Source organism: Afipia clevelandensis ATCC 49720, from assembly GCF_000336555.1.
GTDB lineage: Bacteria > Pseudomonadota > Alphaproteobacteria > Rhizobiales > Xanthobacteraceae > Afipia > Afipia clevelandensis.
In genome coordinates this window covers 441,077-465,974 of sequence record NZ_KB375281.1, presented here as the reverse complement: position 1 = coordinate 465,974, position 24,898 = coordinate 441,077, and the positions used below count along the sequence as shown (strand labels likewise).

Genomic DNA, 24,898 nt, shown 5'->3' with positions numbered 1-24,898 from the left:
GGTGTCACCATGCGATTTCTGTTCACATTGATTGCCTGTGTTTGCGTGATTGTTGCGTCCGAAACCCGCGCCGATAGCCGCGTCTTCATCGTCGCCAACCAGTCCGACGGTTACGGCGTCGACGAGTGCCTGGCCAAGGGCGAGAAGTGCGGCGCCCATGCCGCGCGGGCCTATTGCCAGTCCCGCGAGTTCGCGCAGGCCACCGGCTACCGCCGTGTCGATCCCGATGAAGTGACTGGCGCGATTCCCGCGTCCACCGGCCGTTCCGGCAGCGAATTCATCGCAATTACCTGTCAGCGCTGACAGAAAGGCCCCTTCCCGGGGCTTCTTTTCGTCACGATTCTCTGACTTATCTGCAGGCTGAATCGACGTGACCTTGCCGCCGGAAGCGAGTATGTGAGCCTCCGTCGGCCGCGTCGCGGTCAGATCGTGTAGGATCGTGACAGCTTGCCGAATTCCTTGTTCTTGCGATGGACCTTTGCCAGCGCGGCGCTCGTGGGCGCAGCGATCATGACCTATGGCGCGGCCGCGCAGCAGGGCTTTCCCCCGCCTCCCGGCGGTCAGCCCGGAGCCAATCCCATCTGTCAGCGGCTGGTCGGCCAGTTATCCGCCATTGATGGCGGCGGCGGCGACAGCGCCAAGGCAGAACAGATCCAGCGCTATGCCGAAGCCCAGAGCCGGCAACAGGCCGAACTGGAGCGGGTTCAGGATCAGGCCAAGCGTCAGGGCTGCGACAGTTCCGGCTTCTTCTCGCTGTTCACCGGCCAGTCGGCCCAGTGCGGCCCGATCAATACGCGCATTCAGCAGATGCGCTCCAATCTCGACCAGATCACCAGCAACCTCGAGCGGCTGCGCGGCGGCGGGTTCGGCAACTCCGAGCGTGAAAACCAGCGCCGCTCGGTGCTGATGGCGCTGGCGCAGAACAATTGCGGCCCGCAATACGCCGCCCAGTTGCGCAACAGCGGCGGTGGCGGATTCCTCGACAATCTGTTCGGCGGCAATAACAACAACGGCGCTGCGCCGATGGACAACGGCGCGGCCTCCGGCACCTATCGCACGGTCTGCGCGCGAAGCTGCGACGGCTTCTATTTCCCGATTTCCTTCGCCACGGTGCCCAGCCGTTTTGCCGACGACGAACGAACCTGCAAGGCGCTGTGCCCGGCAGCGGATGCCACGCTGTATACCTATCGCAATCCCGGCGAGGACATGAATCAGGCGGTCTCGATGAGCGGCCAGCCCTACGCGCAATCGCCTAACGCATTCAAATATCGTCAGTCATTCGACAAGTCCTGCAGTTGCAAGGCTGTCGGGCAGACCTGGTCGGACGCGCTGAAGAACATCGACGACAAGACCTCCGCCGCGCAGCAGGGCGATATCATCGTCACCGACGAAAGCTCGAAGCGGATGTCGCAGCCGAAGGGCGCGCCCGCAGCACAGAAGAAAGCGGGCTCCGTCGCCACGCCGCCGAACGCGCAGGCCCTGCCAACCGGCACACCACCCGCCTCGTCATCGTCCACCAACGGCGACAAGCCGATCCGCTCGGTGGGACCGACCTTCATTCCGGCGCGCTAAGGCGCTTCACCCTTCAAAGGCTTCCGCCGAACCGCGGCTGGACCGCGTCACCAGCGCATGATCCGGCGCGGGCAATGCCTTTCCGGTATCGCGAAACTTGTTGATGATCGGATAGCGGCGGTCGCGGCCGAAATTCTTCCGCGTCACCTTCACGCCCGGCGCGGCCTGCCGGCGTTTGTATTCCGCGATGTTGAGCAGGCGCGCGATGCGGGTCACCGTGTCGTAGTCGAAGCCTTCAGCCACAATCGACGCGACGGACTCCTCGCGCTCCACCAGCCTCTCGAGAATGCCGTCAAGAATATCATATGGCGGCAGTGAGTCCTGGTCGGTCTGGTTCTCACGCAATTCCGCCGTCGGCGGGCGCGTGATGATGTTGGGCGGAATGACTTCGCCCGACGGACCGAGCGCGCCCTCAGGCTTCCATGAATTGCGCAAGGTCGACAACCGGAACACTTCCGTCTTGTAGATATCCTTGATCGGGTTGTAGCCACCGTTCATGTCGCCATAGAGCGTGGCATAGCCGACGGACATTTCGGACTTGTTGCCGGTGGTCACCACCATCGAACCGAACTTGTTGGAAATCGCCATCAGCAGCACGCCGCGTGTGCGTGCCTGCAGGTTTTCCTCGGTGACATCCCTCTCGCGGCCCTCGAACACCGGCTTGAGAATGTCCTCGAAGCCATGAACCGCCGCAGCGATCGGCAACACGTCGTACTGGATGCCGAGCTGTTTTGTCAGCTTCGCCGCATCGTCGAGCGATTCCTGCGCAGTGAAGCGGAACGGCAGCATCACGCCGCGCACCTTGTCCGCGCCAAGCGCATCCACCGCGATGGCGGCGCACAGCGCTGAATCGATGCCGCCTGAGACACCAAGCAGCACGCCCGGAAAACCAGCCTTGCCCACATAGTCACGCAGGCCGAGAACACAGGCTGCGTAATCGCCCTTGTCACCATCGAGCACAGGCGAGATAGGCCCCTTGCAGGTCCAGCCGCCCTCGCCTTTGGCGAAGCGAAGCGTGGTGATGTTTTCTTCAAAACCCGGCAGTTGGAACGCCAGCGAGCGGTCCGCATTCAGGCCGAATGACGAACCGTCGAACACCAGTTCGTCCTGCCCGCCGACCTGATTGAGATAAACCAGCGGCAGCCCGCTCTCCGCCACGCGCGCGACGGATACGGACAGCCGCATGTCGTTCTTCTCGCGGGTATAGGGCGAGCCGTTCGGCACGATCAGGATTTCAGCGCCGGTCTCGGCGAGACATTCGACGACATTCTCGTATTCCCCGGACTCTTCCATCCAGGTGTCTTCACAGATGGGAACGCCGACCCGCACACCGCGGATCGTCACGGGTCCCGCGGCAGGCCCGCGCGCGAACACGCGCTTTTCGTCAAACACGCCGTAGTTCGGCAGATTGGCCTTGAAGCGCAGCGCCGCGATCCGCCCGTCGTCCAGCAAAGCGCAGGCGTTGTAGAGCTTGCCGTCCTCGACCCATGGCGTGCCGATCAGCACCGCCGGGCCGCCATCGGAGGTTTCCCGTGCCAGCGCCTCGATCTCCGCGCGGCAGGCCGCCTGAAAGGCCGGCTTGAGGACGAGATCTTCCGGCGGGTAGCCCGCGATAAAAAGCTCGGAGAGGACCAGCAGATCGGCGCCGTCTGCCTTCGCCTGCTTCCGGGCGGCGCGGGCCTTCGCTGCGTTCCCCGTGACATCGCCGACGACGGGATTGAGCTGGGCGAGCGTGATCGTGAGCTGGGATTTGGTCATGACCTTATTTAGCCCGCCCGGCGGGATGTCCGCAATTGCTCAACATGAGCACAATTCAGATGAGACCTATGCGCTCGGCGATGGCGAACAGCCAAACCCCTCCGGCGATCAGCAAGGTGACGCCGACGGCCGCCGACCCCATGTCCTTCACCCGGCCGATCTGCTTGTCATGGTCCGTGGTCAGGCGATCGGCCAGTTTCTCGATGGCGGTATTCAACAGTTCGACCACCATCAACAGCAGCACGATGCAAATGAGCTGGACCTTGCGTTCCGGCGAAACGCCGACCAGAAGAGCCAGCGGCACGGCGATAACAAGCGCGACGACCTCTTCACGGAAGGCCTGCTCGGAACGGAAGGCAAAGGCCAGCCCGTTCCGGCTATTGATTGTGGCGCTCCACATTCGCGACAGCACCTTGCGGAGCATCAGAATCCCGCGACGGCCGGCATCGGCTTCACCTTGCCCGCGCGCTCCTGCTTGAGGAGTTCGGCGATCAGGAAAGCCATGTCGATGGACTGCTCGGCGTTCAGGCGCGGATCGCAGACCGTGTGGTAACGGTCGTTGAGATCCTCGTCGGTGATTGCGCGCGCGCCGCCAATGCATTCGGTGACATCCTGTCCGGTCATTTCCAGATGGACGCCGCCGGCATGGGTGCCTTCGGCTGCGTGGATGGTGAAGAACGACTTCACCTCCGACAGCACGCGGTCGAACGGCCGGGTCTTGTAGCCGGATGTGGACGTGATGGTGTTGCCGTGCATCGGATCGCACGACCAGACCACGGAGCGCCCTTCCCGCTTCACCGCACGGATGAGCTGCGGCAGATGCGCATCGACCTTGTCCGAACCGAAGCGGTTGATCAGCGTCAACCGGCCGGGCTCGTTGTCGGGATTGAGCACGTCGATCAGCTTGAGCAGTTCGTCCGGCTTCAGCGACGGGCCGCACTTCAGGCCGATCGGATTCTTGATGCCGCGGAAGTATTCGATGTGACCGTGATCGAGCTGGCGGGTGCGGTCACCGATCCAGATCATGTGCCCCGTGGTCGCGTACCAGTCGCCGGTGGTGGAATCGACGCGCGTGAACGCCTGCTCGTAACCGAGCAGCAGCGCTTCGTGGCTGGTATAGAAATCGGTCGCGCGCAGTTCCGGATGGCTTTCCAGATCGAGGCCGCAGGCGCGCATGAAGTTGAGCGCCTCGGAAATGCGGTCGGCCAGTTCCTTGTAACGGCGGGACTGCGGCGAGTCCTTCAGGAAGCCGAGCATCCACTGATGCACGCTGCCGAGGTTGGCGAAGCCGCCGGTCGCGAATGCGCGCAACAGGTTCAGCGTCGCCGCCGACTGGCGGTACGCCATCAACTGGCGCTGCGGATCGGGCGTACGCGCTTCCTTCGTGAACGCCGTGTCGTTGACGATGTCGCCGCGATAGCTCGGCAGTTCGATATCGCCCTGCTTTTCCATCGGCGATGAACGCGGCTTGGCGAACTGGCCGGCGATGCGGCCGACCTTCACCACCGGCAGCGCGCCGGCATAGGTCAGCACCACCGCCATCTGCAGCAGCACGCGGAAGAAGTCGCGGATGTTGTTCGCGCCGTGCTCGGCAAAGCTCTCGGCGCAATCGCCGCCCTGCAGGAGAAAAGCCTCGCCGTTTGCGACTCGGGCGAGCGCCTTCTTCAGATTGCGCGCCTCACCGGCAAAAACCAGCGGCGGAAACGTCGCAAGCTGCGCCTCGACATCGGCCAATGCTTTCGCATCGGGATATTCCGGCACCTGCATGACTGGCTTCTTGCGCCAGCTATCGGGCGTCCACCGCTCGGACATGACTGAAACTCCTCAGGAAACGGCAATCCTACAATGCGCCGGGTTATACACAGGTGGGTACGGTCTTGCCAGTTGCAAATCAGCACGCCGGATCAGGCACTTGGCCGGGCAAACAGGACTGTTCGGCCAGCCCCCGGGGCCGGGCCTCCCCGGCGCGGATCGGGCCGTCGCGCTATTCCGCGGCCTCGCGGACGTGGCGGGCACTTGGCGTGCGCAGGGTCACGAGTTCTTCCGCCGCCGTCGGGTGAACGGCCATGGTGGCGTCGAAGTCGGCCTTGGTGGCCTTCATCTTCACCGCAATGCCGACGACCTGGATCAATTCACCCGCCTCCGGTCCCACGACGTGGCACCCGAGGATGCGGTCGGTCGATGCATCGACGATCAGCTTCATCATCACGCGGGACTGGCTGCCCGACATCGTGGATTTCAATGACCGGAAATCGGTCTTGTAGATATCGACATGGGTGTACTGCGCCCTCGCCTCCGCCTCGGTCAGCCCCACGGTGCCGACTTCGGGCTGTGTGAAGACCGCCGTCGGGATGTCGGCATGATCGACACTCACCGGCCGATTGCCGAATACGGTGTCGGCGAAGGCATGTCCTTCGCGGATGGCGACCGGCGTGAGATTGATCCGGTGGGTCACGTCGCCGACGGCATAGATGTTCGGGACGCTGGTCTGCGAGAACTCGTTGACCGCGATGCCGCCATTGACCGGATTGAGGGCGACGCCGGCCGTCTCCAGTCCAAGACCTTTGACATTTGGATGGCGGCCGACGGCGAACATCACCTGATCGCCGGCGACGCTCGATCCGTTCGACATATGCGCGGTGAATCCTTCGCCGTGCTTCTCGACCTTCGTGACAATGCAGCCGGTCAGAATCGTGATGCCGGACTTCTCCATTTCGCTGCGGACATGCTTGCGCACGTCCTCGTCGAACCCGCGCAGGATGTTCTCGCCGCGATAGATCACGGTGACGTCGGCGCCAAGCCCGGCGAAGATGCAGGCGAACTCGAGCGCGATATAACCGCCACCCTGGATCACGATGCGCTTGGGAAACGTCTTGAGGTGAAACACCTCGTTGGACGAAATCACATGCTCGATGCCCGGTATTGGCGCGCCGTGATTTGGCGTTCCGCCCGTGGCGATCAGCACATACTTCGCATTGACGGTTTCACCGGTCGACAGGCGAAGCGTATGCGCGTCCTCGAAGGTGGCCCGCGCCTTGATGATTTTTGCGCCGGCCTTTTCGACGTTGAACGTATACGCCGCTTCAAGCCGTGCGATTTCCTTGTCCTTGTTGGCAATCAATGTGGACCAGTCGAAGGTCGCCTCCGGAATGGTCCAGCCGAAGCCGGCGGCATCGTCCAGTTCATGCCGGACATGGGAGGCATAGACCATCAGCTTCTTGGGGACGCACCCGCGGATCACGCAGGTGCCGCCCATCCGGTATTCCTCGGCGACCAGAACGCTCGCGCCGTGGCCGGCCGCGATGCGGGCAGCACGAACGCCGCCCGATCCGCCGCCGATCACAAACAGGTCAACGTCCCGGTCCGCCATGGAGTGTCCGATCGCTTAAATGTCCTTGCCGCGCTTCTTCATCTCGGCACGGAATTTCGCATTGATTTCCTCGCCGAACTTCTGCGCCCACTGATCCATATATTGGCGCGCGGTGGTGAATGCCACAGGCTCCTGTGCGATGACCTTTGCGCCCAGCGGCGACTTGTAGAACGCAGCAAGCTCCTTCAGCTCCTGCTCGGTAAAGGAGCTGGCGTAGATGCGGGCCATTTCCTCGCCAATTTCCTTTTCGCGCCCGGCCAATTCCTTCGCGACCACCACCGCAACCTCATTGAGGTCCTTCTGGTAGTTCAGGTTCGACTGCAGGAGCACGTCCTTGGTCCGTTGCACGAGACCGGGCACCGCACCCTGATAGATCGCGCTGACATTCTTGGACGCCAGGATTTCCTTGGCATAGCCGATGGCGGCCGGGGATGGCGGCTTCGGGGCCTGCGCCATTGCGCTGCCCATCGTGAGGACAAGCGCGGCGCCGACCGCGAACAACACATGCGAAAACTTCTTCATCTCAATTCTCCTCGATTGCAGCGCCTAGTATCCCTAGGGCCGATCAACAACGCGAATACCTTGCGCTCCGGCAAGTACGACCGTGCGCGCGAGACCAATAAACAGGCCATGCTCGACAACCCCCGGAATCGAATTCAGCGACGCCGCCAGCTTCGGTGGGTCCGGGATTCGGCCGAGCCTGGCGTCGATAATCCAGTGGCCGCCATCGGTGACGAAAACGTGGCCGTCCTTTGTCTTGCGAATATCCATGGGCCCGGAAACGCCATTTTGCGCGAAGGCCGCCTCGATGGCGCGGCGCGTCGCGCCGAGGCCAAACGGAATGACCTCGATCGGCAGCGGAAAGCGGCCGAGGGCGTCAACCCACTTTGAGTCGTCGGCGATGACGATCATCCGGTCGGACGCCGCTGCGACGATTTTTTCGCGCAGCAGTGCGCCGCCGCCGCCCTTGATCAATTCGAGATGGGGGTCGACTTCATCGGCCCCGTCCACCGTGAGATCGAGGCGATCAACGTCTTCCAGCGTGGTCAGCGGGACACCGCAGCGCTCCGCATCCGCCCGGGTCGCTTCCGAGGTCGGGACGCCGACAACCTTCAGGCCTGCCTTCACGCGCTCGCCCAGCAGTTCAACGAAATGCTTCGCGGTCGAACCGGTGCCGAGCCCCAGTTTCATACCGTCCTGCACCTGTTCAAGCGCGCGCGCCGCCGCCTGCCGCTTCAAGTCGTCCATCGACATCATGGCCCTCGATGTTCCGTTCCCTTGGGAACGCGAGGCATATAGCGCGGTTTTCGCGGCGGTGGATACCCGCCTTCCTGGCGAAAAACAGCTAAAATGAGCCGACATAAGACCAATTCGACCGCAGGGCTTGCCTGATCCCATCCTGCCCGGTAGCGATCCGGCATGGCCAAGTCCCCCCTCATTGTCTTCGATCTCGACGGCACTCTCGTCGATACCGCCCCCGACCTCGTCGGAGCGTTGAACTTCGTTCTTCAGCGTGAGGGTCTGCCGCTCGTGCCGGTGGCGTCCGCCCGCAACATGATCGGAGCCGGCGCGCGCAAATTGATCGAACGCGGTCTGGAAGTGGACGGCCGCACGGTCAGCGTGGCGGAACTGGATCGGCTCACAGCGGATTTTATCGCCTACTACAAGGACCATATCGCCGACGCTTCGCTGCCGTTCGAGGGTCTGCACGCGGCCCTCGACACGCTTGAGGATCGGGGCTTCCGGTTCGCTGTCTGCACCAACAAACTGGAAGGCCTCTCAAGGCTCCTGCTCGCGCAGTTGGAGATGACCGGCCGCTTTGCCGCGATCTGCGGTGCCGATACGTTTGGGGTGGCGAAACCGGATCCCACCATTTTTCGCCAAACCGTCGCGCAAGCCGGCGGGGACATGTCGCGGGCCATCATGGTTGGCGACTCCGGTCCGGACGTCGGCGTGGCGCGGCGCGCCGGTGTCCCCGTGATCGGAGTGACCTTCGGCTATACGGAAACGCCGATTGCCGAACTGAAGCCTGATGTCCTCATTGGTCACATGCGCGAGTTGCCCGGCGCGGTCGAAACGTTGCTGCCCCTTATTTAAACCATTGAAATATAATACTAATTTTCTACAGATCGTTTCGCGCACCGCGTTAACCTTCACTTAACGAATCCGGCGCGCCCCGTTGCGCGTGGCATACGACACTTCTAAGGTCCGCGCGGGGACTATGCGGCTACCACCGCATCACAAGACGGATGCACCATGCGTATCATCGTTGTTGTTGCGGCGAGCCTTGGCCTCGCAGGCTGCTCATCTTTTTCCATGCCCGAAATGTTCAAGTCGGCGCCGCCGATGGTAACGGTGCAGATGGAATCGCTCCCCGCCGGAGCAGAGGCGCGCACCTCGACCGGTCAGACCTGCAAAACACCGTGTGCGGTCGCCGTGCCGATCGAAAGTGATTTCACTGTAACTTTCACACTGCCGAAGTATCAGCCCGAGACCGTGCCGGTTCAGGTCATCCGCGACCCGGCAAGCCCGGCATCGAGCGCTGTCGATCCGAATCCGGTCTACGCGGAATTGCAGATCGCCCCTCCGCCCAAGCGCGCCGTGCGGCATGCGCCGCCAAAGGCTAAGAAGCCGAAGCCCGCGCCTGCTGCTGCAGCACCTGCTGAACCTGCCAACTCACCATTCCCGCCGCCGCCCGGCCGCTAACCCGGGGTTTGGGGACAGATTGGATTGTATCGGTGCAGCTTCGTGCCTAGATTGAGGTCTGGCATGCCACAGCCGTCGTAACCGGCTCGGGGTGAGCAAGACCAAGGCGCGACATGAGCGGACCCGTTTCAAGTTCCACGGTCATCCCGGTGACTTCGTCCATGATTGATCCGTTCGGACGGTCGATCAGTTACCTGCGTGTGTCTGTCACCGATCGCTGCGACCTGCGCTGCTTCTATTGCATGTCGGAAGACATGACCTTCCTGCCGAAATCCGACCTTCTCACCCTCGAGGAACTTGACCGGCTGTGCTCGGCCTTTATTTCCAAGGGCGTGCGCAAGCTGCGGCTCACGGGCGGCGAGCCGCTGGTCCGCCGCAATGTGATGTCGCTGGTCCAGTCCCTCTCCCGCCATCTCGACAGCGGCGCACTGGACGAACTCACGCTGACGACAAACGGCTCGCAGCTCGAGCGATTTGCGTCTGACCTCAAGGCTCACGGCGTCCGGCGGATCAATGTCTCGCTCGACACGCTCGATGCCGAAAAATTCCGCGCGATCACCCGTTGGGGGGACCTTGATAAAGTGCTGCACGGTATCGAAGCCGCACAGGACGCGGGCCTCAAGGTCAAAATCAATGCCGTCGCGCTGAAGAACATGAACGAGGAGGAAATCCCCTCGCTCATGGAGTGGGCCCATCGCAAGGACATGGACCTTACCCTGATCGAGGTGATGCCCATGGGCGAAATCGGTGAAGGACGTATTGATCAGTACCTGCCGCTATCGTTGCTCCGGGCCCGCCTTGCCGCGCGTTACACCCTGAGCGATCTTCCCGACAATACCGGCGGCCCCGCGCGCTATGTCCGCGTCAGCGAGACCGGCGGGCGGCTTGGCTTCATCACACCGATGACCCACAACTTCTGCGAATCCTGCAACCGGGTCCGCATCACCTGCACGGGAACACTCCACACCTGCCTAGGCCAGGAGGATGCCTCCGATCTGCGCAAGCCGCTCCGCGCTTCCGAGGAGGATACGCTCCTGTCAGCCGCAATTGACCGCGCGATCGGCCTCAAGCCGAAGGGGCACGACTTTGTCATCGACCGCCGCCACAATCGGCCAAGCGTCAGCCGGCACATGAGTGTGACCGGCGGCTAGGTAAAACACGATTGTTTCCCGCATTGCCGGTTTGATTGGCACAAATGTCCGGGACCCCAAAAATCTGCCTTGGAATCAACAAACTTCCAATTGACGGCGGCGTGACACGCTGATTTTGTCAGCGAGCTTTATGCGCCCTTCGGCTGGAAAAGCCGGCATGCCGCCACCTTCCCGGTCCCGGCAAAGCCAAGTAACGCAGGGGCACATTCGGGAGGATGGGGTTTGCAATCGCTTCTCAAATTGAGCCGCGCGATCGACGCATTCAATACGTTCGTCGGTCGATGGGTGTCGTGGCTGATCGTGCTCGCCGTGATGATTTCGGCGGTCAACGCGGTCGTCCGGAAGGTGTTCGACGTCTCGTCGAACGCCTACCTTGAATTGCAATGGGTTCTATTCAGCGTTGTATTCCTGCTCTGCTCGCCCTGGACACTGCTGAACGGCGAGCACATCAAGATCGACATCATCAACCACACCCTGCCCCTGAAGGTCCGAAGCTGGATCGACATGATCGGGCATATCCTGTTTCTCGTGCCGTTCTGCGTGATCCTGATCTGGACGTCGATCCCCTTCTTCATCGTCTCCTATCAGCAGAACGAACAGTCGTTCAGCGCAGGCGGCCTTCCGCAATGGCCTGCCAAATCGCTGATCATGATCGGTCTCACGCTCCTGCTCGTTCAGGGCGTCTCCGAGATCATCAAACGCGCCGCGGTGATGAAGGGCCTCCTGCCCGATCCGAACGCGCATGCCATGAGCGCGCACGAGATTGCCGAGCTTGAGGCCCTCAAGCTCGCGCAAGCGATCACGCCTGAAAAACCATGATCGTCCCGGCGGCCACAGTGACTTCCAACAAGAGAGATTCCTAATGGAAGCTATGTTCATCCACTACATGGCGCCGATCATGTTCGCGTCGCTGGTGATGTTCCTGCTTCTGGGATATCCGGTCGCGTTTTCACTCGCCGCCAACGGCCTGCTGTTCGCCTTCATCGGCATCGAACTTGGTCTGTTCCGGCCGGACTTCCTGCAGGCGTTGCCCGAACGTGTCTACGGCGTCATGAACAACGAGACGCTGCTCGCGATCCCGTTTTTCACGTTCATGGGGCTGATCCTTGAACGATCAGGCATGGCGGAGGATCTGCTCGAAACCATCGGGCAACTGTTCGGCAGCATCCGCGGCGGCATTGCCTATGCTGTCGTCTTCGTGGGCGCGCTGCTTGCCGCGACCACCGGCGTGGTCGCCGCATCGGTGATCTCGATGGGCCTGATCTCGCTGCCGATCATGCTGCGTTACGGCTATGACCGCCGCGTCGCTACCGGCGTGATCGCGGCATCCGGCACACTGGCGCAAATCATTCCGCCCTCGCTTGTGCTGATCGTCATGGCTGACCAGCTCGGCCGCTCGGTCGGTGACATGTACGAAGGCGCCTTTATCCCCGGCATCGTCCTGTCGATCCTCTACGCTACCTATATTTTCCTGGTCGCGACGTTCTTTCCGAGTGCAACGCCCGGACTTCCGCTCGAAGCGCAGACCCTTCGCGAGCCCGAAACCGCCAAGCATCCGGTCATCCTGCCGCTGGCGGCAATTTCGGCTGCGGCAACGGCCTATTTCTTCGTGGTGAAGCTGGGTCTGTTTGACTGGACGTCACCCGTCTTCAACAAGATTTCCGAAAACCCGCTGGTCCTTCACGGCTTCTGGTTCGTGATTCTCACCGGACTGTTCTTCAAGCCGTTCATCGGCATCATCCGCACCATGACGCTGTCGCTGTTCATCGTGCTGATCGGGGCAACGGCGATCGCCCTTGAGATCATGCGCTTCACCGAAGTGAAAGCCGGCGCGGACTATGTCGTCCTCACCATGTCGATTGTCGTGGCGATGTCCTTCGTGCTCGCGGTCATCAACCGCATCACAGGCCTCAAGCTGCTGTCGAAGCTGGCCGAACAGGTCGTGTTCGTGATGGTGCCGCCGCTCGGCCTGATCTTCCTTGTTCTCGGCACGATCTTCATCGGCGTCGCGACGCCGACGGAAGGCGGCGCGATGGGCGCGGCAGGCGCGATGATTCTGGCGATGATGAAGCGCCGGCTGAATTTCGACCTGACGCGGCAGGGCGCCGAATCCACCGCCAAGCTCTCCGCCTTCGTGATCTTCATCCTGGTCGGCGCGCGCGTTTTCTCCCTCACCTTCTACGGCGTCGATGGCCACCGCTGGGTTGAAGAACTGCTGGTCTCGCTGCCGGGCGGCCAGACCGGCTTCCTGATCTTCGTCAACGCCTTCGTGTTCGTTCTCGCCTTCTTCCTCGACTTCTTCGAGCTGGCGTTCATCGTCATACCGCTGCTCGGTCCGGCAGCCGAGAAACTCGGGATCGACCTGATCTGGTTCGGCGTGATCCTCGGCGTGAACATGCAGACGTCATTCATGCATCCGCCGTTCGGTTTCGCGCTGTTCTACCTGCGCTCAGTTGCGCCGAAGGAAGCCTATACCGATCGCGTCAGCGGCAAGCGCATGGAGCCGGTGACAACGGGGCAAATCTATTGGGGATCGGTGCCGTTCGTGATCATTCAGGTGATCATGGTCGGCCTCGTCATCGCCTTCCCGGCCATGGTCATGCACTACAAGGGCGCGGTCTCGACGATCGACCCCAACAAGGTCGACATCCAGATTCAGCAGCAGGAAATGCCGGCTCTCGACTTCGGCCCGCCCGCCGGCAGCAAATAGGCGGCGAATGCGGCTCACAAAAAACCCGGCCTTTGCGAGGCCGGGTTTTGTTTTTCCGCCGAAGCGACCCGATCAGGTTCGCGTGCGCGACCGGATCTGGAAGCTGTCGAAGCTGTATTCCGCCACCTGCCACCAGGTGTACTGATCATTGCGGAATGCCGCCATCGCTTCGTAGAGCTTCTTGAAGTTCGCGTTCTTCGCCGAGGTCTCCTTGTAGACCTCGTTGGCGGCTTTCAGCGATGCCTCCATGATCGACGACGGGAACGGACGCAGTTGCGTACCACCGGCGACCAGCCGCTTGAGAGCGGGCGGATTATACGCATCGTAGCGAGCCTGCATGGTTTCGTTGGCGAGCGAGGATGCCGTCTTGAGGATCGACTTGTATCCCGCCGGCAGCGCTTCCCATTTCGCCAGGTTGACGAGGTTGTGCAGCGAAGGGCCGCCTTCCCACCAGCCTGGATAATAGTAGTACTTCGCAACCTTCTGGAAGCCGAGCTTCTCGTCGTCGTACGGACCGACCCACTCGGCGGCGTCGATGGTGCCCTTTTCCAGAGACGGATAGATGTCGCCACCGGCCACCTGCTGCGGGACGACGCCGAGCTTGGTGAGCACCTGGCCGGCGAATCCGCCGATGCGCATTTTCAGGCCGCTGAGATCCTTTGGATCCTTCAGCTCCTTGCGGTACCAGCCACCCATCTGACAGCCGGTATTGCCGGCCAGAAGCCCTACGACGTTGTGAGGTTTCAGAAACTCGTTGAAGAGCTCGGCGCCACCGCCCACCTGCAGCCATGCGGTCTGCATGCGGCTGTTCAATCCGAACGGCACAGCCGTTCCGATCGCAAATGTCGGGTCCTTGCCGATGTAATAGTACGTGGCTGTGTGAGCCATTTCCACGGTGCCATTCGACGCTGCATCCAGCGCCTGAAGACCGGGGACGATTTCGCCGGCGGCAAAGACCTGAATCTGAAACCTGTTGTCGGTGGCTTCGGCGACGGCTTTTGAGAACACCTCAGCGGCGCCGTAAATCGTATCGAGAGATTTTGGAAAACTGGATGTCAGGCGCCATTTGATTTCGGGCATCGACTGGGCGATGGCGGGTGAAGCAACCGCGGCGCCGGCTGCGCCGATACCCGCAATCTTGATAAACTCGCGACGTTTCATGAATAACTCCCTGAATGTGATTTGTGCGTTTTCACCCTCTTTTCGGGGCTTTGGAGCGGGAGCATGGAACAACTTGTTCCCAATATCCATGACGATTTCCCTGACCGCACTGCAAAAGAAAAGCCCGGCCTCCTTGCGGAGGCCGGGCCCGGTCAGATGTGGCTTGATTTGATCAGCCGCGGGTGCGCGAGCGGATCATGAAGCTGTCGTTGGTGTATTCGGCAACCTGCCACCACAGGTATTGATCCGAACGATAGGCCTGCATCGCGTCGATCGCCTTCTTGAAGTCGGCGTTCTTGGCGGAGATTTCGGCCCACAGCTCGTTGGTCGCCTTGAGGCAAGCATCGAGCACTTCGTTGGTGAACGGACGAAGCTGGGTGCCGCTTGCCACGAGGCGCTTCAGGGCGCCGGGGTTCTGCATGTCGTAACGTGCAGGCATCCAGGCATTGGTGTGAGCCGCTGCGTTGGTCAGGATCGCCTGATAGTTCTTCGGCAGAGCGTTGAACTTCTCGAGGTTGGCGAATGCGTGAACCGTCGGGCCGCCTTCCCAGAAGCCCGGATAGTAGTAGAACTTCGCGACCTTGTTGAAGCCAAGCTTCTCGTCGTCGTACGGACCGACCCACTCGGCAGCGTCGATGGTGCCCTTTTCCAGAGACGGATAGATATCGCCGCCGGCGAGCTGCTGCGGCACAACGCCGACCTTGGCCAGAACCTGACCAGCGATACCGCCGATGCGCATCTTCAGGCCCTGAAGATCGGCGACGGTCTTGATCTCCTTACGGAACCAGCCGCCCATCTGGGTGCCGGTGTTGCCGCAAGCCATGCCGACCACGCCATGCTTCTTGTAGAAATCGTTGGCGATCTCGTTACCGCCGCCCTGTTCGAGCCACGAATTCTGCATGCGGGTGTTGAGGCCGAACGGCACCGACGCGAACACCGCGAAGGTCGGGTCCTTGCCGACGTAGTAGTAAGAAACGGTGTGGCACATTTCGACCGTGCCGTTCGAGGTCGCGTCCAGCGCCTGCAGGCCGGGAACGACTTCACCGGCGGCGAACACCTGAATCTGGAATTTGTTGTCGGTCATTTCGGCGACGTACTTCGAGAGCTGCTCGGCACCGCCATAGATGGTATCCAGCGACTTCGGGAAGCTGGAGGTCAGGCGCCACTTCACCTCGGGCGACGACTGGGCAATAGCCGGCGAGGCAACGGCGGTTGCGGCTGCTCCGGCTGCGGTTACTTTCAGAAAATCACGACGCTTCATGCGGCATCTCCTTGTGGGGGGCGTTTCTTTTTGAAATCCCTCTGGGGGCGGTCTCTAGCACGGAAGTCGTTCCGCGGAAAATCCGTAACGCGGCTTCCCAAGCCTATTAAACCAAAGTCGAATAGGGTGTTGGATTGATACTCGACCAGCCTGCGAAGGGTCTAGGCGGAGGCTGAAACGCCAGCGAGTTGCTTTTTGATATCGGCAGCGATGGACCGGTAAATCCCGGCATGGACGCCGTCCGGTTCGCTCTCGACCACCGGGGTACCGGCATCCGATGACGTGCGAATCGCCATGTGGAGCGGTATTTCGCCCAGAAACGGCACCTTCTGCCGTTCAGCCTCATGCCGGGCGCCGCCATGTCCGAAAATGTCGGAGCGCGTCCCGCATTCGGGGCACTGGAAATAGCTCATGTTCTCGATGATGCCGAGGGTCGGCACGTTGACCTTCTCGAACATGGCGATCCCGCGCCGGGCATCAATCAGAGCCAGATCCTGAGGCGTGGACACGATGACAGCCCCTCTCAGCGGCACCTGCTGGGCCAGCGTCAATTGCGCGTCCCCCGTCCCCGGCGGCATGTCCACCACCAGAACGTCCAGCTCGCCCCATGCGACGTCCCACAGCATCTGCCGGATCGCCGACATCACCATCGGCCCGCGCCAGACCATCGCGGTCTGTTCTTCGACCAGAAATCCGATGGACATCAGCGGCATGCCGAACCGCTTGATCGGAATCATTTTCCTGGCGTCATTGACGGTCGGCTTCTCGCGGACACCGGTCAGGCGCGGGACCGACGGCCCGTAAATGTCCGCATCCAGCAGGCCCACGCGAAGACCGAGATCGCGCAGCGCGAGCGCCAGATTGAGCGCCGTGGTGGATTTGCCGACGCCACCCTTGCCGGATGCCACCGCGATAATGGAGCCGATCCCCGGAATGGCCGCCTGCTGGCCCATCGGAGAATCCGCAGGGCCGCCGTGAGGCCTGTGTTGGGCCACTGGCTTCACACCGTGAGAGTGCTGATGCGCCGCCGGGGCCGCGCCGGGCTTGCGCTCGGCTGTCAGCGCCACCATCGCGGTCGTCACACCCGGTATCGCCCGCACCGCCGCCTCTGCCCGGGCACGGATATCTTCCCAGGTCCTCGCCTCGGCCGCGTCGACGTTGATCGAAAAAAACACCTTGCCATCCGAGGCGGTGATTTCGGACAGCACCTTCGCCTCGGTGAGCGGAACGCCGCGCGGCGATGAGATCGCGCGAAGGGCGGCAAGAACCTGCGTTTTATCGACTGCCACAACATATCTCCCGGCATGCGGATCCGGGGGCCGCCGCCTGCGAGGCCTTCATACGCGCGCCACATACCCCGTCAACGGCCTTGCAAGGCGATCCCTCCTTCGCATAGCTGTTGCCATCCCACCTGCCGGAAATCCGGCCAAACTCTCCACCAATCAGAAGAGCAAGACATGGCAAAAGTCGCATTTCTCGGCCTCGGCGTCATGGGTTTCCCGATGGCGGGACATCTGGCCACCAAGGGCGGCCACGAAGTCACCGTCTACAATCGCACCGCCGCCAAATCCAAGGCATGGGCCGAGAAGTTCGGCGGCCGCGCCGCTGCGACGCCGAAGGCAGCCGCTGAAGGTCAGGATTTCGTGATGGCCTGCGTCGGCAACGACGACGACCTGCGCGCCGTGACCATCGGCGCTGACGGCGCATTCGCCGCCATGAAGTCCGGCGCGATTTTTGTCGATCACACCACCGCGTCGGCAGAAGTCGCGCGGCAGCTCGACGCGGACGCCGGCAAGCGCGGTTTTCAGTTCATCGACGCACCGGTCTCGGGCGGTCAGGCCGGCGCCGAGAACGGGGTGCTCACCGTGATGTGCGGCGGCGATGAAGCCGCCTACAAGAAAGCGGAGCCCGTGATCGCGTCCTATGCACGGATGTGCAAACTGCTCGGCCCTGCGGGTTCGGGCCAGCTCACCAAGATGGTCAACCAGATTTGTATCGCCGGTCTTGTCGAGGGCCTGTCGGAGGGCATCCACTTCGCCAAGCGCGCCGGACTGGATGTCGAAGCGGTGATCGACACCATCTCGAAAGGCGCGGCGCAGTCCTGGCAGATGGAGAACCGCTACAAGACCATGAACGAAGGCAAGTTCGATTTCGGATTTGCCGTCGAATGGATGCGCAAGGACCTGTCGATCTGTCTGGCGGAAGCCCGGCGCAACGGCGCGAGCCTGCCGGTGACCGCGCTGGTCGACAACTTCTATTCAGAAGTCGAAAAGATGGGCGGCAAGCGCTGGGATACATCCAGTCTGCTGGCACGGCTGCAGCGCTAAATTCATCCCATCAGGACGGGTCCGAAGGCGGTGCGGGTATTCCGTGCCGCCTTTTTGTTTGCGGCTGCGTCAGATGTGGACAGCGCTGTACAGGGCTACCCCGATTCATACTTTCTTAACCCGATTAAATTGACCTTTAAGCCAGCTCTTAATGATTTAGCGCCAAAAATAGCGGGCAGAAACTTGCGCGCGTTCAGGCGCGCCATTCGCATTTGTTCGGGATTTGTCGCGTAAATATGAGTGAAACCGCCGACAAGAAGGAGCTTTCCGCGCCATCGGCGGAAATGCCGGCGCGGAATCGCCGGGCGGCCTCGCAGCGCGTGCGCGAAGCGCGCGATCGGCTGACCTCGACCAGCGGAACGCGGCCGGCCTTCGATCACGAACTGCTGCGACAGTACGCGCAAACGCGCATCTCGGCCTCGCTTGTGGTCGTGCTGCTGGTGGTCTCTACCGGCATTCTGACGAGTTTCTGGATTCCGCCACTCGCAGCCATTGTCTGGACAGCCGTCATTCTGACCATCCATGGCGTGGTCATCCGGTTCTGCTCCAAGTTTCTTGCGATCACGTCTTCAACACCGGCCACGACGCGCAAATGGCGGCTGCGCTTCGTCGGGCTGGATCTGCTCTACGGATTGGCGTGGACGGTCGTTCTGGTTCATCCATCGGGCATCGACGTCGTCTCCAACACGCTGATGCTGTTCGTGATGCTGCTGGTCATCGCGGTGTCCAGCATGCTGGCGGCGAGCCTGCCGATCGCCGCTTTCGCGGCAACGGTGCCGGTCTCGGCGGCGATTGCGCTCAACTTCATTCTCCGCGGCACGTTTGACGATTACATCCTGGCCGCGCTTGCCATCACCGCGGAAGGCTACTTTGCCCTGCTCGCGCACCGCCTCCATTCCACGACGCTCGCGACGCTGGAGGCACGCGCGGAAAAGGACGCATTGATCGGCGAACTCGAGCAGGCCAAGGCGATCTCGGACGAAGCACGCCATCGCGCGGAATCCGCCAACGTCTCGAAGTCGCGCTTCCTCGCGCAGATGAGTCACGAACTGCGGACACCGCTCAACGCCATTCTCGGATTTTCCGAAGTGATGAAGAGCGAAATTTTCGGCCCCCACGCCGTCGAGGTTTATAAGGACTACTCGTCGGACATTCACAATTCCGGCGTACACCTGCTGAACCTCATCAACGAAATTCTCGATCTGTCGCGCATCGAGGCCGGACGTTACGAACTGAACGAGGAACCCATCTCGCTGGTTCATATCGTGGCGGACTGCCATCACCTGCTGAAGCTGCGCGCCTCCAGCCGCGGCATCACCATCCACGAAGTGTTCGAGCAGGACATGCCGAAGCTGTGGGGCGACGAGCGCGCCACGCGGCAGGTGGTGCTCAATCTGCTGTCGAACTCGATCAAGTTCACGCCACCCGGCGGCGAAATCTGGCTCAAGGTCGGCTGGACGGCATCCGGCGGGCAATATCTCAGCGTCAAGGACACAGGCTCCGGCATCGCCGAGGATGAAATCCCGGTGGTGCTGGCCTCGTTCGGTCAGGGATCGAACTCGATCAAGTCCGCCGAACAGGGCGCGGGCCTCGGCCTTCCGATCGCCAAGAGCCTGATCGACATGCATGGCGGCACATTCACGCTCAAATCGACCCTGCGCGTCGGCACCGAAGTCATCGTCACCTATCCGCCCGAGCGCGTGATGACTGCCCTCGCCCCGATGCGGGACGATTCCCCGCCGTTGCAACCGGATCGCCCGCCGGAAGGAATAACCGGCGACAAGAGCCGGCCCCGCTTCAAGCCGATCATGAATGCGGGAACCGGCATCTAGAGCATCTTGCGCGAGCGATAAAAATGACGATCACTACCGCCCATGACTCAAGATACGATATCGAAGCAAGAGACGCCCTGCATCGCGGTGTGCTTTATCGACCCGAAGGCCAAGCTCTGTCTAGGTTGCGGACGCTCGCTTCCCGAAATCGCACGCTGGCACAAGATGGACAACAGCGAGCGCCTGGCGGTGATGGCGACGCTGCATCAGCGCATGCTGGACGCCGGTCTGCCGATCCCCGCGCCGCGCGCGCGCTCCTGACGTCACCGATATCTGCCCATACGACAGGTGCCGCATGATCCGCGGGTTCATGATCGTTGCCCTCGTGGTGTCGGCTGTCGCCATTCTGCTGTCGATGTCCAATCCGGTTGCATTCGCCAGCGTGAAGGGCGCGCTGATCCGCGTCACCGATCATGCCGTGAAATCCAAACCGGCGCGTGCGGTCGAAATCGCCCGCAGCGACAGCGGCGAATTTTCCTTGCGGGCAAAAATCAACGGTGTCAGCGCGCCGATGGTGATCGACACCGGCGCGACCTCCGTGGTGCTGACCTATGAGACCGCGAAGGCCGCGGGCCTGCCGCTGGAATTGCTCGACTACAGCGTGGATGTCGAAACGGCCGGGGGACGGGTGCGCGCGGCCAGGCTGACGCTGGACCGGCTGTCGGTCGGCAAGCTGGTGGAGCGCTCGGTGCCCGCGCTTGTGGTGCCGCGCGGCCAGATGAAATCCAACCTGCTCGGCATGAGCTTCCTCAACCGGCTGGAGAGCTGGGAAGTCCGTCCCGACAAGCTGATGCTGCGCGGCTATCCGTAAACGCGATCAGGCGGCGATCGACGCTGAGGTGAGCGGATCAACGAGATCGAGCGCCGCACGCAACGATTCCGTTCCTGCTCCCGCCTTGACGCAATTCTCGGCGAGATGGCGGCGGAACGCGCGCGCCCCCGGCACACCGTGAAACGCGCCGACCAGATGCCGCGTGATCGAATGCAGCCGCGCGCCGGCGGCAAGCTGGCGCTCGATGTAAGGCATCAGCGCTTCGATGGCCTCGTGCATGGTCGCGTGCGGCGACGGCTCGCCAAACAATTCGGGATCGACACTAAGCAGACGCCACGGCTCGTGATAGGCCGCGCGCCCCAGCATCACGCCATCGACATGCGCCAGATGCTCCTTCGCCGCCGCGACGGTCGGAATACCGCCGTTGATGATGATCGGGACATGAGGCAATGCAGCCTTGAGCCGATAGACGCGATCATAGTCGAGCGGCGGGATATCGCGGTTCTCTTTCGGCGACAGGCCGTTGAGCCACGCCTTGCGCGCGTGAACCACCAGCGCGTCGGAGCCTGCGGCGATCACGGCCCGGCCTAACGTATCCAGCGCCACTTCCGGGTCCTGATCGTCGATACCGATGCGACACTTCACGGTGACCGGAATTTTGACGGCCTGCTTCATCGCGGCCACGCAGTCCGCGACGAGGCGCGGCTCGGCCATCAGGCACGCGCCGAAACGGCCGTCCTTCACGCGATCCGACGGACAGCCGACATTGAGATTGATTTCGTCGTAACCGAAGCCTTCGCCAATCCGCGCGCTTTCAGCGAGATCGCACGGATTCGAGCCGCCGAGCTGAAGCGCGACGGGATGCTCGCTCGCATCGAAGCCAAGCAATCGCTGACGGTCGCCATGGATCACGGCGCCGGTCGTCAGCATCTCGGTGTAGAGCCGGGCCCGCCGCGACAGCAGACGATGGAAGACGCGGCAATGCCGGTCAGTCCAGTCCATCATCGGCGCGACGGAGAAAATGTGACTATATTTCAATGGCTTATACCGCGATCCAGAAAGCGTGCGACACCGCCGACGCTGCCGCAAATTACCCGCTCTGAGTGAGTTACGACAAGCTATGCCGGTGATCGGCGTTGTACGCCACGCGGCCAGGATTTCAAAACGCGCGCAGCCAGCTCATGCCGCACGAGACGATGTCTGCCCTGCTCCCGACGCCAGTTGACAGTATCATATTCCGGCCCCAATCCAGGGAGGCAACCTGTCAACCGGATGCGCCAAAAAAGCAAAGCAACAAGGGAAACGCCATCTCATGACGTCGCTGCGAGCGCTTCGCCCGGCTTTTCCTATTTTGATCGGCGCGTCCCTGATGCTGACCCTCAGCATGGGCATCAGACAAAGTCTCGGCATCTTCATGCAGCCGTTGACGCAGGACATCGCCATCTCGATCTCCCAGTTCACGGTGGCCATCGCGATCCAGAATCTGGCCTGGGGATTTACGCAACCGATCGCCGGTGCGTGTGCTGCGCGCTACGGATTCCGGCCCGTGGTGTTGACCGGTGCCGGACTTTACATCGCCGGCCTAATCCTCATGGCACTCGCCCAGGGCTTTCTCAGCATCATGATCGGCGCGGGCCTGCTGATCGGGACGTCGCTATCCTGCATCGCTTCATCGGTCAGCATGGCCGTCGCGGCCCGCTCCGTTCCAGCGTCTTCGCGCAGTCTGGTGCTCGGCATTGTATCGGCCGCAGGTTCGCTCGGCGCGCTGATCGCAGCGCCGCTCGGTCAGGCGCTCAATCAGGGGTATGGCTGGCGCTTCGGCATCGTCGGATTCATCGTGTTATCGCTGGCGCTGATCCCTGCGACATGGTTCGCGGGAAAGGTGGACAGGCTCCCGCTTCCGCCGGCGCCTTCCATGGATATTGACAGCGTTCCCGCGAAAGCCGTGATCGGTCGCGCGCTTGGAAATCCATCCTTTATCGTAATGACGATGGCGTATTTCGTCTGCGGCATGCAGCTCGTCTTTCTCACGACGCATCTGCCGACCTATCTCGCCATCTGCGGCATGGATCCGATGTTGAGCGCGCAAACGCTCGGCGTCATCGGTGGCTTCAATGTGATCGGAAGCCTGTTCTTCGGCTGGGCCGGCGGCAGGTGGAACAAGCTCGCGCTGCTGGGTGGAATCTACTTCTCGCGCTCGCTCATCCTCGCGTGGTACTTCATGCAGGCGCCGACGCCTACGACCACGCTGATCTTCGCCGCATTGATGGGCTTTCTGTGGCTTGGCGTCGGACCGCTGGTTGCGGGTGCGATCGTCGAGATGTTCGGCTTGAAGTGGCAGGCGATGATCGCCGGCCTCGCCTTCATGAGCCATCAGCTTGGCAGCTTCCTCGGCGCGCTCGGGGGCGGCCTGATCTATGACTCGCTCGGCTCATACACGCTGGCATGGCAGGCGGGCGTCAGCATCGGCCTGACCGCCGGCATCGTTCAGATCGCCTTTGCGCTGCTGCGTCCGCCCGAGCCGCCACTGGCGCTGCGAACGCAGTAGTCATCAGCGAGATCCGCAATCAGCTCCGCAAGCCCGGAGCTTCGTGGCCGGTCCGCGCCACATACTCCGTATAGCCGCCGCCATACTGATGGATGCCGTCCGGCGTCAGCTCGAGCACCCGGTTCGACAGCGCGGCCAGAAAGTGCCGGTCATGCGACACGAACAGCATGGTGCCTTCAAACTCCGACAGCGCGGTAATCAGCATTTCCTTGGTCGCCATGTCGAGGTGGTTGGTCGGCTCATCGAGCACCAGGAAATTCGGCGGATCGAACAGCATCTTCGCCATCACCAGCCGCGCCTTCTCGCCGCCCGACAGCACGCGGCACCTCTTTTCCACATCATCGCCGGAGAAGCCAAAGCAACCGGCGAGCGCGCGCAGCGAGCCCTGCCCCGCCTGAGGAAATGAGTATTCCAGTTCCTCGAACACCGTGCGTTCGCCATCGAGCAGATCCATCGCGTGCTGGGCGAAGTATCCCATCTTCACGCTGCTTCCCAGCGCGACCGAGCCATCATCCGGCTCCGCCGATCCCGCGATCAGCTTCAACAGTGTGGATTTTCCGGCGCCGTTGATTCCCATCACACACCAGCGCTCGCGACGGCGGATCTGGAAATCCAGCCCCTCATAGATGCTGCGGCTCCCATAGCCCTTGTGAACATTCTTGAGGCTGACAACATCCTCGCCGGAGCGCGGCGCAGGCAGAAAATCGAACGCGACCGTCTGGCGGCGCTTCGGCGGCTCGACCCGCTCGATCTTGTCCAGCTTCTTTACGCGGCTCTGCACCTGCGCCGCATGGGACGCCCGCGCCTTGAACCGCTCGATGAACTTGATTTCCTTGGCGAGCATTGCCTGCTGGCGCTCAAACTGCGCCTGCTGCTGTTTCTCGCTGATCGCGCGCTGCTGCTCGTAGAACTCGTAATTTCCGGAGTAGGTCGTCAGTCCGCCGCCGTCGATCTCGACGATTTTGGTGACGATACGGTTCATGAACTCGCGGTCATGCGAGGTCATCAGCAGCACGCCTTCATAGCCCTTCAGAAATTCCTCAAGCCAGATGAGGCTTTCAAGATCGAGATGGTTGCTCGGTTCGTCGAGCAGCATCACATCGGGCCGCATCAGAAGAATGCGGGCCAGCGCCACGCGCATCTTCCAGCCGCCCGACAGCGCGCCGACGTCACCTTCCATCATCTCCTGACTGAAGCTCAGACCGGAAAGAACCTCACGCGCCCGGCCCTCAAGCGCATAGCCGTCGAGTTCCTCGAACCGATGCTGCACTTCGCCATACTGCTCGATGATCGCGTCCATCTCGTCGGCGCGATCCGGATCGGCCATCGCCGCTTCCAGTTCCTTCAGTTCGGCCGCGACCGCGCTCACCGGCCCCGCACCGTCCATCACTTCGGACACCGCGCTACGGCCGGACATCTCGCCGACATCCTGGCTGAAATAGCCGATGGTTACGCCGCGATCGACAGCCACCTGCCCCTCGTCTGGCAGTTCACGGCCAGTGATCATTCGGAACAGGGTCGTCTTGCCCGCTCCATTGGGGCCGACCAATCCGACCTTTTCGCCCTTCTGAAGCGCGGCGGACGCTTCAATAAAGAGAATCTGATGGCCATTCTGCTTGCTGATATTGTCGAGGCGAATCATGGGTATGCAGCGTCCGGAACTATCGAGTTTCGGCCGTGCTTTAAGGCATGTTTCGCGTCAACGGAAGGGCATTCAGAGTCGCTTTGAC

At 62.0% G+C, this 24,898-nt stretch carries 23 protein-coding genes; 12 read left to right on the top strand and 11 right to left on the bottom strand.

Translation table 11 applies throughout. From position 1 onward, the window contains the following. Nucleotides 1-9 precede the first annotated feature (9 nt). Both HMPREF9696_RS02005 and HMPREF9696_RS02000 read left to right on the top strand, forming a co-directional pair. Nucleotides 10-303, top strand: coding sequence for a hypothetical protein (locus tag HMPREF9696_RS02005; RefSeq protein WP_002711273.1), 294 nt, complete (start codon nt 10-12; stop codon nt 301-303). A 207-nt stretch (nt 304-510) separates the two neighbouring features. Then, complete coding sequence (locus HMPREF9696_RS02000; protein ID WP_245259185.1) at nt 511-1,572, top strand: DUF2865 domain-containing protein; 1,062 nt, start codon at nt 511-513, stop codon at nt 1,570-1,572. Nucleotides 1,573-1,578: 6 nt separating this feature from the next. Here the strand turns inward: HMPREF9696_RS02000 and HMPREF9696_RS01995 are convergent, their stop codons facing one another. From HMPREF9696_RS01995 to rpiA, 6 genes are all read right to left on the bottom strand, one after another. After that, on the bottom strand, nt 1,579-3,330 hold the full coding sequence (locus HMPREF9696_RS01995) for an NAD+ synthase (protein WP_002711271.1): 1,752 nt from the start codon (nt 3,328-3,330) through the stop codon (nt 1,579-1,581). Nucleotides 3,331-3,385: 55 nt separating this feature from the next. Beyond that, complete coding sequence (locus HMPREF9696_RS01990) at nt 3,386-3,739, bottom strand: diacylglycerol kinase (RefSeq protein ID WP_040301747.1); 354 nt, start codon at nt 3,737-3,739, stop codon at nt 3,386-3,388. 14 nt (nt 3,740-3,753) lie between these two features. Beyond that, nucleotides 3,754-5,142, bottom strand: coding sequence for a class II 3-deoxy-7-phosphoheptulonate synthase (locus HMPREF9696_RS01985; RefSeq protein WP_002711269.1), 1,389 nt, complete (start codon nt 5,140-5,142; stop codon nt 3,754-3,756). Nucleotides 5,143-5,314: 172 nt separating this feature from the next. Continuing rightward, nucleotides 5,315-6,700 (bottom strand): glutathione-disulfide reductase, encoded by a 1,386-nt coding sequence (gor, locus tag HMPREF9696_RS01980; RefSeq protein WP_002711268.1) that lies wholly within the window; start codon nt 6,698-6,700, stop codon nt 5,315-5,317. A 15-nt stretch (nt 6,701-6,715) separates the two neighbouring features. Beyond that, a complete protein-coding gene (locus HMPREF9696_RS01975) occupies nt 6,716-7,222 on the bottom strand; it encodes a DUF2059 domain-containing protein (RefSeq protein ID WP_002711267.1) in 507 nt (168 codons plus the stop codon). A gap of 33 nt (nt 7,223-7,255) precedes the next feature. After that, the gene (gene rpiA / locus HMPREF9696_RS01970) at nt 7,256-7,954 is read right to left on the bottom strand and encodes a ribose-5-phosphate isomerase RpiA (RefSeq protein WP_002711266.1); all 699 of its coding nucleotides are present in this window, start codon (nt 7,952-7,954) and stop codon (nt 7,256-7,258) included. A 165-nt stretch (nt 7,955-8,119) separates the two neighbouring features. Between rpiA and HMPREF9696_RS01965 the strand changes: the two genes are divergently transcribed. The 5 genes from HMPREF9696_RS01965 to HMPREF9696_RS01945 all read left to right on the top strand — a co-directional run bounded on the left by HMPREF9696_RS01965 (nt 8,120) and on the right by HMPREF9696_RS01945 (nt 13,267). Beyond that, on the top strand, nt 8,120-8,797 hold the full coding sequence (locus HMPREF9696_RS01965) for an HAD-IA family hydrolase (protein WP_002711265.1): 678 nt from the start codon (nt 8,120-8,122) through the stop codon (nt 8,795-8,797). A gap of 159 nt (nt 8,798-8,956) precedes the next feature. Next, nucleotides 8,957-9,406, top strand: a complete 450-nt coding sequence (locus HMPREF9696_RS01960; RefSeq protein ID WP_002711264.1) for a hypothetical protein — start codon at nt 8,957-8,959, stop codon at nt 9,404-9,406. 113 nt (nt 9,407-9,519) lie between these two features. Next, entirely contained in the window at nt 9,520-10,557 is a 1,038-nt protein-coding gene (moaA, locus tag HMPREF9696_RS01955; RefSeq protein WP_002711263.1) for a GTP 3',8-cyclase MoaA, read from the top strand. 222 nt (nt 10,558-10,779) lie between these two features. After that, nucleotides 10,780-11,376 carry a TRAP transporter small permease subunit gene (locus HMPREF9696_RS01950; RefSeq protein WP_002711262.1) on the top strand — a complete coding sequence of 199 codons (597 nt, stop codon included), beginning with the start codon at nt 10,780-10,782 and terminating at the stop codon, nt 11,374-11,376. 43 nt (nt 11,377-11,419) lie between these two features. Continuing rightward, nucleotides 11,420-13,267: a TRAP transporter large permease gene (locus HMPREF9696_RS01945; protein WP_002711261.1), complete on the top strand. Its 1,848-nt coding sequence runs from the start codon at nt 11,420-11,422 to the stop codon at nt 13,265-13,267. A gap of 72 nt (nt 13,268-13,339) precedes the next feature. On the opposite strand, the gene HMPREF9696_RS01940 is transcribed toward HMPREF9696_RS01945, so the two are convergent. From HMPREF9696_RS01940 to apbC, 3 genes are all read right to left on the bottom strand, one after another. After that, nucleotides 13,340-14,428, bottom strand: a complete 1,089-nt coding sequence (locus HMPREF9696_RS01940) for a TRAP transporter substrate-binding protein (protein ID WP_002711259.1) — start codon at nt 14,426-14,428, stop codon at nt 13,340-13,342. A gap of 172 nt (nt 14,429-14,600) precedes the next feature. Continuing rightward, nucleotides 14,601-15,689 (bottom strand): TRAP transporter substrate-binding protein, encoded by a 1,089-nt coding sequence (locus HMPREF9696_RS01935; protein WP_002711258.1) that lies wholly within the window; start codon nt 15,687-15,689, stop codon nt 14,601-14,603. A gap of 161 nt (nt 15,690-15,850) precedes the next feature. Further along, entirely contained in the window at nt 15,851-16,978 is a 1,128-nt protein-coding gene (apbC, locus tag HMPREF9696_RS01930; RefSeq protein WP_002711257.1) for an iron-sulfur cluster carrier protein ApbC, read from the bottom strand. Nucleotides 16,979-17,146: 168 nt separating this feature from the next. On the opposite strand from apbC, the gene HMPREF9696_RS01925 reads away from it, so the two are divergent. The 4 genes from HMPREF9696_RS01925 to HMPREF9696_RS01910 all read left to right on the top strand — a co-directional run bounded on the left by HMPREF9696_RS01925 (nt 17,147) and on the right by HMPREF9696_RS01910 (nt 20,659). Then, complete coding sequence (locus HMPREF9696_RS01925) at nt 17,147-18,016, top strand: NAD(P)-dependent oxidoreductase (RefSeq protein WP_002711256.1); 870 nt, start codon at nt 17,147-17,149, stop codon at nt 18,014-18,016. Between the two features lie 236 nt (nt 18,017-18,252). Next, nucleotides 18,253-19,848, top strand: a complete 1,596-nt coding sequence (locus HMPREF9696_RS01920; protein ID WP_002711255.1) for a sensor histidine kinase — start codon at nt 18,253-18,255, stop codon at nt 19,846-19,848. Nucleotides 19,849-19,890: 42 nt separating this feature from the next. Beyond that, on the top strand, nt 19,891-20,109 hold the full coding sequence (locus HMPREF9696_RS01915) for a DUF1289 domain-containing protein (protein ID WP_002711254.1): 219 nt from the start codon (nt 19,891-19,893) through the stop codon (nt 20,107-20,109). Nucleotides 20,110-20,143: 34 nt separating this feature from the next. Next, the gene (locus tag HMPREF9696_RS01910) at nt 20,144-20,659 is read left to right on the top strand and encodes a TIGR02281 family clan AA aspartic protease (RefSeq protein WP_002711253.1); all 516 of its coding nucleotides are present in this window, start codon (nt 20,144-20,146) and stop codon (nt 20,657-20,659) included. Between the two features lie 6 nt (nt 20,660-20,665). Here the strand turns inward: HMPREF9696_RS01910 and dusA are convergent, their stop codons facing one another. Continuing rightward, a complete protein-coding gene (gene dusA / locus HMPREF9696_RS01905) occupies nt 20,666-21,658 on the bottom strand; it encodes a tRNA dihydrouridine(20/20a) synthase DusA (protein ID WP_081602377.1) in 993 nt (330 codons plus the stop codon). Between the two features lie 274 nt (nt 21,659-21,932). Here dusA and HMPREF9696_RS01900 point away from each other — a divergent pair, with 274 nt between their 5' ends. Beyond that, entirely contained in the window at nt 21,933-23,168 is a 1,236-nt protein-coding gene (locus HMPREF9696_RS01900) for an MFS transporter (protein WP_002711251.1), read from the top strand. A 19-nt stretch (nt 23,169-23,187) separates the two neighbouring features. Here HMPREF9696_RS01900 and HMPREF9696_RS01895 read toward each other — a convergent pair whose 3' ends face one another. Next, nucleotides 23,188-24,810: an ABC-F family ATP-binding cassette domain-containing protein gene (locus HMPREF9696_RS01895; RefSeq protein ID WP_002711250.1), complete on the bottom strand. Its 1,623-nt coding sequence runs from the start codon at nt 24,808-24,810 to the stop codon at nt 23,188-23,190. Nucleotides 24,811-24,898: the final 88 nt, after the last annotated feature.

Excerpts from the sequence above, each read along its gene's own strand:
- moaA (WP_002711263.1), top strand. The coding sequence starts at position 9,520 with ATGAGCGGACCCGTTTCAAGTTCCACGGTCATCCCGGTGACTTCGTCC.
- HMPREF9696_RS01975 (WP_002711267.1), bottom strand. The coding sequence starts at position 7,222 with ATGAAGAAGTTTTCGCATGTGTTGTTCGCGGTCGGCGCCGCGCTTGTC.
- HMPREF9696_RS01940 (WP_002711259.1), bottom strand. The coding sequence starts at position 14,428 with ATGAAACGTCGCGAGTTTATCAAGATTGCGGGTATCGGCGCAGCCGGC.
- rpiA (WP_002711266.1), bottom strand. The coding sequence starts at position 7,954 with ATGTCGATGGACGACTTGAAGCGGCAGGCGGCGGCGCGCGCGCTTGAA.
- HMPREF9696_RS02005 (WP_002711273.1), top strand. The coding sequence starts at position 10 with ATGCGATTTCTGTTCACATTGATTGCCTGTGTTTGCGTGATTGTTGCG.
- HMPREF9696_RS01965 (WP_002711265.1), top strand. The coding sequence starts at position 8,120 with ATGGCCAAGTCCCCCCTCATTGTCTTCGATCTCGACGGCACTCTCGTC.
- HMPREF9696_RS01945 (WP_002711261.1), top strand. The coding sequence starts at position 11,420 with ATGGAAGCTATGTTCATCCACTACATGGCGCCGATCATGTTCGCGTCG.
- HMPREF9696_RS02000 (WP_245259185.1), top strand. The coding sequence starts at position 511 with ATGACCTATGGCGCGGCCGCGCAGCAGGGCTTTCCCCCGCCTCCCGGC.
- HMPREF9696_RS01915 (WP_002711254.1), top strand. The coding sequence starts at position 19,891 with ATGACTCAAGATACGATATCGAAGCAAGAGACGCCCTGCATCGCGGTG.
- HMPREF9696_RS01960 (WP_002711264.1), top strand. The coding sequence starts at position 8,957 with ATGCGTATCATCGTTGTTGTTGCGGCGAGCCTTGGCCTCGCAGGCTGC.
- HMPREF9696_RS01985 (WP_002711269.1), bottom strand. The coding sequence starts at position 5,142 with ATGTCCGAGCGGTGGACGCCCGATAGCTGGCGCAAGAAGCCAGTCATG.
- HMPREF9696_RS01995 (WP_002711271.1), bottom strand. The coding sequence starts at position 3,330 with ATGACCAAATCCCAGCTCACGATCACGCTCGCCCAGCTCAATCCCGTC.
- HMPREF9696_RS01910 (WP_002711253.1), top strand. The coding sequence starts at position 20,144 with ATGATCCGCGGGTTCATGATCGTTGCCCTCGTGGTGTCGGCTGTCGCC.
- HMPREF9696_RS01900 (WP_002711251.1), top strand. The coding sequence starts at position 21,933 with ATGACGTCGCTGCGAGCGCTTCGCCCGGCTTTTCCTATTTTGATCGGC.
- HMPREF9696_RS01925 (WP_002711256.1), top strand. The coding sequence starts at position 17,147 with ATGGCAAAAGTCGCATTTCTCGGCCTCGGCGTCATGGGTTTCCCGATG.
- HMPREF9696_RS01935 (WP_002711258.1), bottom strand. The coding sequence starts at position 15,689 with ATGAAGCGTCGTGATTTTCTGAAAGTAACCGCAGCCGGAGCAGCCGCA.
- gor (WP_002711268.1), bottom strand. The coding sequence starts at position 6,700 with ATGGCGGACCGGGACGTTGACCTGTTTGTGATCGGCGGCGGATCGGGC.
- HMPREF9696_RS01895 (WP_002711250.1), bottom strand. The coding sequence starts at position 24,810 with ATGATTCGCCTCGACAATATCAGCAAGCAGAATGGCCATCAGATTCTC.
- HMPREF9696_RS01920 (WP_002711255.1), top strand. The coding sequence starts at position 18,253 with ATGAGTGAAACCGCCGACAAGAAGGAGCTTTCCGCGCCATCGGCGGAA.